Here is a 6,427-nt window from a genome sequence, read left to right as displayed (position 1 = left end):
CCGCCGCTTCTGGCTCGCCGAGCATCACAACATCCCGAGCGTCGCCAGCTCCACTCCCGAGGTGATGATCGCGGCCGTCGCCGCGGCGACCTCTTCGATCCGCGTCGGCTCCGGCGGCATCATGCTGCCGAACCACTCGCCCCTCAAGGTCGCCGAAACCTTCCGCGTCCTCGCCGGCCTCCACCCCGGCCGCATCGACCTCGGCATCGGTCGCGCGCCCGGCACAGACCAGCGCACCGCCCTAGCCCTCCGCCGCAGCCGCGAGGCGCTCACCGCGGACGACTTCCCCGAGCAGTACGCCGAACTCCGCGCGTACGCCGAAGGCTTTCCCGCCGGCCACCCGTTCGCCCCGATCTCCGCCCAGCCGAGCGACGTCCCGCTGCCGCCCGTGTGGATCCTCGGTTCCAGCGCGTACGGCGGCCAGGCGGCCGCCTCCCTGGGCACCGGCTTCGCCTACGCCGGCCACTTCGGCACCCTCGACCCGGCTGCCGTGATCGCGTCCTACCGCGAGATGTTCCAGCCGTCGCCCGAGCAGTCCGAACCCCATGCGATCCTCGCGCTCGCCGCGATCGTCGCCGAGACCGAGGAACGCGCCGCGCAACTCGCGCTGGCGAACTCCCTCTCCATCCTCCGCCTCCGCTCCGGCCGCCCGGGTCCGCTCCCGTCACCCGAGGAAGCGGCCGCCTACCCGTGGTCCGAAGGCGAACTGGCGGCAGTCGAGGAATGGGCCGGCCTCGCGTCAGTCGGTACGCCGGACCAGGTCGCAGCCGACCTGTCCCGCAGAGCAACCGCAGCCGGCGCCGACGAACTCATCATCACCACGAGCATCCACGACCCAGCAGAACGCCGCCACTCCTACGATCTACTGGCCACCGCCTGGGGTCTCAAGCCCCGCTGACCTCAGCCAGGGTTACCCACCGAGATTGTGCGTTGCCCACCGAGAATCTGAGTGGGTAACGCCCAATCTGAGTGGTCAACCCCTCCCAAGTTCGGGCGGGGTGGCTCGGATGTGTTCGAAGATGAGGCTGGTTTCGGCGTGGATGACCGCGGGATCCGCGGTCAGGTGGTCGAGCACGAAGTCGCGGAGCGCGTCGGGGGACTCGGCTGCCACGTGCAGTAGGTAGTCGTTCGCCCCGCTGACGTGGAACAACGCCAGGACTCCCGGCAACCGCGGTGCCTTGGCGCGGAAGCGGTCGATCTCGTCGCGGGAGTGCGCGCCGATCCGGATCGCCACCATCGCCTGCAGCGGCTGACCCAGCATCGCCAGGTCAACATCCGCATGGAACCCGCGGATCACCCCGCGATCGCGCAGTGCCCGCACCCTCGCCAAGCAGGTCGACGGGGCGATGCCGGTCGCCTCGGCGAGCGCGTTGTTCGGCATCCGGCCGTCCGCCGTCAACAGCCGGACCAACTCCTGGTCGACCTCGTCGAGCGCAGCAGGGACCGGCCGCGGGGCCGGTCCAGGCGTCCGACGATCCTTCGGCATGCCCTCACTGTAGAGGCGATCCACAGAATCCACAGCGTGTGGATAGACCTGTGGACGAATTTTCTTCGGAACTCTTGCACTAATCCTGCAGAACATTCCACGCTCGGTCCTGACCAAGGAGGCCCGAGATGACCCAGCCGGACACCCGCTCCGTCCACGCCGGCCGCGACGACCTGCGCGCCCGTGGACTCCACGTCCCGCCGATCGACCTGAGTACGACGTACCCGCTGACCGACCTGGCGAGCGGCGGAGCGGCGTACGAGCGACTGGCGAGCGGCAACGCGCCGGGCCGTGGCAGCCTCGTCTACCAGCGCCTGTGGAACCCGAACGTCGCCCGCCTCGAGGAAGCGCTCGCCGAACTCGAGTCCTGCGAAGGAGCCGTCGCGTTCGGCACCGGCATGGCCGCGCTCTCGGCTTGCCTCCTGGCGACCGTCGCCAACGGCAAGCCCCACGTCGTCGCGGTCCGCCCCCTGTACGGCGGTTCCGACCACCTGTTATCCACAGGCCTCCTCGGTACGACGGTCAGTTGGTCGAGCCCGGGTGGTATCGCCGAGGCCGTCCAACCGGACACCGGACTGGTCATCCTCGAGACCCCCGCGAACCCCACCCTGGAACTCGTGGACATCGCCGACGTGGTTCGCCAGGCCGGCGACGTACCGGTGCTGGTGGACAACACCTTCGCGACGCCAGTCCTCCAGCGGCCGGTCGAATACGGCGCGACCCTGGTGTTGCACTCGGCAACGAAGTACCTCGGTGGTCATGGCGATGTGATGGGCGGGCTCGTCGCCGGGAATGCCGACTGGGTCGAGCGCTTACGGCGGATCCGTGCTGTCACGGGAGGACTCCTGCACCCGCTGGCGGCGTACGAGCTGCATCGCGGGCTGCAGACGCTGCCGGTCAGGGTGCGGGCGCAACAGGCGGGTGCAGAGAAGGTGGCTGACTTGTTGTGTACGCACCCGGCTGTGGACAACGTGTTCTACCCGGGCCTGCCCGAGTGCGACCCACTCGGGCTCGTCGGTCGACAGCAGGCAGGCCCGGGCGCAGTACTGGCCTTCACAACTCCTGCCGCCGAGCAACTGCTCACGAGGCTCGAGCTGATCACGCACGCCGTTTCCCTGGGCGGCGTGGACACCTTGATCCAGCACCCGGCCGGCCTGACCCACCGCCTGGTGGCGGACGAGGCCAAGCCGGACCAGGGCCTGCTCCGCCTCAGCGTCGGCCTCGAAGACCCCGACGACCTCGTCCGCGACCTCGCTCAGGCCCTCGGCTGAAGCTGAATCACACCGGCCCGATCACACCGGTACAGGGGAGGGCTGGTTCAGCACTTTGTCGACGATGCCGTAGTCGACCGCTTCGGTGGGCGTGAACCAGCGGTCGCGGTCGAAGTCGGTCTCGATCCGGTCCAGCGGCTGGCCGGTGCGTTCGCTGAGCAGCTTGGCCAGGTCCTTCTTGGCAAGAATCGCCTGCTCGGCCTGCGTCTTGATGTCGGTCGCGACCCCGCCGATGCCACCGAGGGGCTGGTGCATCATGATCCGCGCGTGCGGCAGCGAGAATCGCTTGCCCGGTGCGCCGCAGGTCAGCAGTACCTGACCCATCGAGGCGACCAGACCCATCGCGTACGTCGCGACGTCGTTGCTGATGAAGTTCATCGTGTCGTAGATGGCCAGTCCGGCCGATACCGAGCCGCCCGGCGAGTTGATGTAGAGGGAGATGTCCGCCTTCGGGTCCTCGGCGTTCAGCAGGATCAGCTGGGCGCACAGGGCGTTGGCGTTCTCGTCCTTGAGCTCGTCGCCGAGCACCAGGATGCGCTGCCAGAGCAGCCGCTGGTAGATGTGGTTGTCGAGGGCGTTCAGGTGCGTGGTCTCACTCATGGTTCCCAGCGTGGTCCGGTCGCGGCCGTCCGTGTCAGGAATCTGCCCGTGGCAGATCTGCCCACCGCAGACCTGGGTGGGGTGGCACACTCGGTACCAGGACCAAACGGAGGAGGGCCAGACGTGTTGCTACGCCAGGTGATCGGGAACGTCTTCCGCCGGCTGCGGCGCGAGCGGGGGATCACCCTGCGCGAGCTGGCCGAGCAGGCGCAGGTGTCGGTGCCCTACCTGTCCGAGATCGAGCGCGGTCGCAAGGAGCCCTCCTCGGAGATCCTGGCCGCGATCTGCCGGGCACTCGACCTGGAGCTGTCCGACCTGCTCGCCGAGGTGCAGTTCGACCTGGCGACCGCCGTCCGCTCGACGCTGCCGGTCCGCCTGCAGACCGCCTCGATCCGGGTCGCCGACTCGTCCCCGCAGCGGATCAACTCCGCGCCGAACGCTCACGCCTCGGCACAGACCTTCGCCCTGGTCGCCTGAGCGCTGCTAGGCGGTGCTCTGGTACAGCAACCCTGCTGCACGGTCCTGGCGTACGACGCCCGCGCCCACCGAGGTCCTGGCCTTCCACGAGGGCCTCGCTGACTACCGGCCGACCCCGCTCCGCGAGGTGCCTTCCCTAGCGGCTGAGCTAGGCGTCGGCCGCTTGCTGGTGAAGGACGAGTCGCAACGGCTCGGCCTGCCCGCGTTCAAGGCGCTCGGTGCTTGGTGGGCGATCCACCGAGCGGTCGAGGACCACCCTGACGTCGTCGAGCTGGTCACAGCAACAGATGGAAACCACGGCCGCGCAGTAGCTCGCCGAGCCGCCATGCTCGGGCTGCGGTCACACATCTTCATCCCCGACGTCGTCAGCGAGTCCGCTGCCGATGCCATCCGCGCAGAGGGCGCCACGGTCACCATCGTGTCCGACTCGTACGACGCTGCTGTGGTTGCTGCCGCCTCGGCAGCTACAGGTCGGAGCCTGCTGATCCAGGACTCGGCTTGGCCCGGCTACGAGGTTGTCCCGCAGCACATCGTGGACGGGTACTCGACTCTGTTCCGTGAGATCGAGGTGCAGCCCGACCTGGTCGTAGTACCGATGGGTGTTGGCTCTGCAGCGCAAGCGACGGTCACGCACTATCGCAGCGGTCCGTCGGCACCGGCCGTGCTCGGTGTTGAGCCTGCCCGTGCATCCTGCATCACCAGCAGCCTCCTAGCTGGACAACCAGTCGTGGTAGAGACGAGCACGACTGTGATGGCTGGCCTGAACTGCGGTACGCCGTCGAGCCTCGCATGGCCCGTACTACGCGCTGGGCTGGATGCCGCCGTCACTGTGGAAGAGGCCGAGGCAGTCCAAGCCGTGCGGGATTTCGCCGCCGAAGGTATTTCGTCCGGCCCCAGCGGAGCCGCCACCCTGGCCGGCCTCCGCAACGCCCGCGACGCCCTGGACCTCACCGCATCCAGCACCGTCATCCTGATCAGCACAGAGGCGGCACCGACTGCCTAGGCGGTGGCGTCGCGGAGGGCCTGGATCAGTGCGGCGGTGGCGGGCGGGTCCGGTGGCTCGCCGTAGGTGACGGCGTGGATCTGGCGGCGGTGGCCGGGTATCTCGGTGGCGTGGATGTCGGGCCGGCGGTGGGCTTGGAGAGCCAGTCCCGGCAGGGTCGTGACACCTGTTCCGGCGGCGACGAGGGCCTGCACGACGACCATGTCGTCGCTGTGCGATCCGATCCGTGGGGTGAAACCTTCTCGCCGGCAGACGGTGGCCAGCTCTTCCTGGCACCGTTCGCACCCGCCGATCCAGGCGGAGTGACGATGGTTCGCGATGCTGTCGTCGGGTCGCCGGCTGATCAGGTAGATCGGATCGTCGCCGATGTGGACGTGGCGGAGTCCTTCCTCCTCGACCGGGGCGTCGGCGTACCGGAAGACGAGTGCGACGTCGATCTCGCTGTGCCGCAGCATCTGTAGCGCGTCGACCGGGTGCCGGTCGAACACGCTCAACTCGATTCCCGGATGCGCCGCGGCCAGTAGGGTGGCCGCCTTCGGCACGATCGTGCTGGCCGCGGACGCGTTGGCAGCCAGGCGAACCCGCCCGGACTGCAGCCCGACCTGGGCCGCGAGCTCGATGGTCGCCGCATCGACTCGTCCCACGATCTCGCTGGCCCGGTTGGCCAGCAACTGCCCTTCCGAGGTCAGTCGAATCCCACGACCGACGCGCTGAACGAGCTTGACGCCAACGGCCGCTTCCAACCGGGACAGGTGGTGGCTCACCGATGGTTGGGAGTAGTGGAGCTCCTTCGCCGCGTCGGTCACCGACCCGTGGCGCGCCACCGCGGCCAGGACTTTGAGGTGGACCAGGTTGAGCATAGATCAAGATTATCAATGTGACAGCCAGAAGTTTGGCATTAGACGTCATGAATAAGGGCAGCCATGATCGTTTGATAACCGAGCTGATCCGACGAAGCTCGACCAACGGACGGAGAACCAGCCATGTCACTCGCCCGCGTTCACAACTTCTCCATCTCACTCGACGGGTTCGGCACCGGTGAAGGTCAAAGCCGCGATGCCCACTTCGGCCATGCCGGGGAACGGCTGCACGAATGGATGTTCGCGACCCGGGCGTGGCAGCAGACCGGCGGAAGCCGCGGCGTGGACAACGTCTTCACCCTGGAGCACGGTCCGGGCATCGGCGCCGAGATCATGGGTGCCGGGAAGTTCGGCCACCCCGGCTGGCACGAGGAACCGGACTGGAAGGGCGCGTGGGGTCCGAACCCGCCATTCCATTCACCGGTCTTCGTCCTCACCCACCACACCCGCCCGTCGATCGAGATGGAGGGCGGCACCACCTACCACTTCATCGACGCCTCACCGGAAGAGGCGCTCAAGACCGCCCGCGAGGCCGCCGGTGGCCTGGACGTTCGCATCGGCGGCGGTGCCACCATCATCCGCGACTTCCTGGCTGCCGGGCTCATCGATCACATGCATACGGTGGTGGTGCCGATCCTGCTCGGCCGGGGCGTACGGCTCTGGGACGGGCTCGAGGGCCTCGAGCAGAACTACGCGATCGAGACCGTCTCCTCGCCCAGCGGTGTCATGC

At 68.3% G+C, this 6,427-nt stretch carries 8 protein-coding genes; 5 read left to right on the top strand and 3 right to left on the bottom strand.

Annotation, left to right across the window (positions count from 1 at the left end; genetic code table 11):
- Window positions 1-898: LLM class flavin-dependent oxidoreductase (locus VFG33_RS04370; protein WP_325022620.1), on the top strand; the 898-nt coding region annotated here is incomplete at its 5' end.
- A gap of 75 nt (window positions 899-973) precedes the next feature.
- Here the strand turns inward: VFG33_RS04370 and VFG33_RS04365 are convergent.
- Complete coding sequence (locus VFG33_RS04365; RefSeq protein ID WP_325022618.1) at window positions 974-1,486, bottom strand: Lrp/AsnC family transcriptional regulator; 513 nt, start codon at window positions 1,484-1,486, stop codon at window positions 974-976.
- A gap of 128 nt (window positions 1,487-1,614) precedes the next feature.
- On the opposite strand from VFG33_RS04365, the gene VFG33_RS04360 reads away from it, so the two are divergent.
- The gene (locus VFG33_RS04360; RefSeq protein WP_325022616.1) at window positions 1,615-2,757 is read left to right on the top strand and encodes a trans-sulfuration enzyme family protein; all 1,143 of its coding nucleotides are present in this window, start codon (window positions 1,615-1,617) and stop codon (window positions 2,755-2,757) included.
- Between the two features lie 21 nt (window positions 2,758-2,778).
- On the opposite strand, the gene VFG33_RS04355 is transcribed toward VFG33_RS04360, so the two are convergent.
- Window positions 2,779-3,399 carry a ClpP family protease gene (locus VFG33_RS04355; RefSeq protein WP_325022622.1) on the bottom strand — a complete coding sequence of 207 codons (621 nt, stop codon included), beginning with the start codon at window positions 3,397-3,399 and terminating at the stop codon, window positions 2,779-2,781.
- Window positions 3,400-3,480: 81 nt separating this feature from the next.
- Between VFG33_RS04355 and VFG33_RS04350 the strand changes: the two genes are divergently transcribed.
- Together VFG33_RS04350 and VFG33_RS04345 are read left to right on the top strand one after the other, a co-directional pair.
- The gene (locus VFG33_RS04350; protein WP_325022614.1) at window positions 3,481-3,834 is read left to right on the top strand and encodes a helix-turn-helix domain-containing protein; all 354 of its coding nucleotides are present in this window, start codon (window positions 3,481-3,483) and stop codon (window positions 3,832-3,834) included.
- 13 nt (window positions 3,835-3,847) lie between these two features.
- Complete coding sequence (locus VFG33_RS04345; protein WP_325022612.1) at window positions 3,848-4,837, top strand: pyridoxal-phosphate dependent enzyme; 990 nt, start codon at window positions 3,848-3,850, stop codon at window positions 4,835-4,837.
- Here VFG33_RS04345 and VFG33_RS04340 read toward each other — a convergent pair.
- On the bottom strand, window positions 4,834-5,697 hold the full coding sequence (locus VFG33_RS04340; protein ID WP_325022610.1) for a LysR family transcriptional regulator: 864 nt from the start codon (window positions 5,695-5,697) through the stop codon (window positions 4,834-4,836). The genes VFG33_RS04345 and VFG33_RS04340 overlap by 4 nt on opposite strands.
- 123 nt (window positions 5,698-5,820) lie before the next feature.
- Here VFG33_RS04340 and VFG33_RS04335 point away from each other — a divergent pair.
- Window positions 5,821-6,427 (top strand): dihydrofolate reductase family protein (locus VFG33_RS04335; protein WP_325022609.1); only part of this gene is annotated, 607 nt, incomplete at its 3' end.

Origin of the sequence: Kribbella sp., from assembly GCF_035687465.1 — a bacterium.
Classification (GTDB): Bacteria; Actinomycetota; Actinomycetes; order Propionibacteriales; family Kribbellaceae; genus Kribbella.
This window is presented reverse-complemented; position numbering and strand designations above follow the sequence as displayed.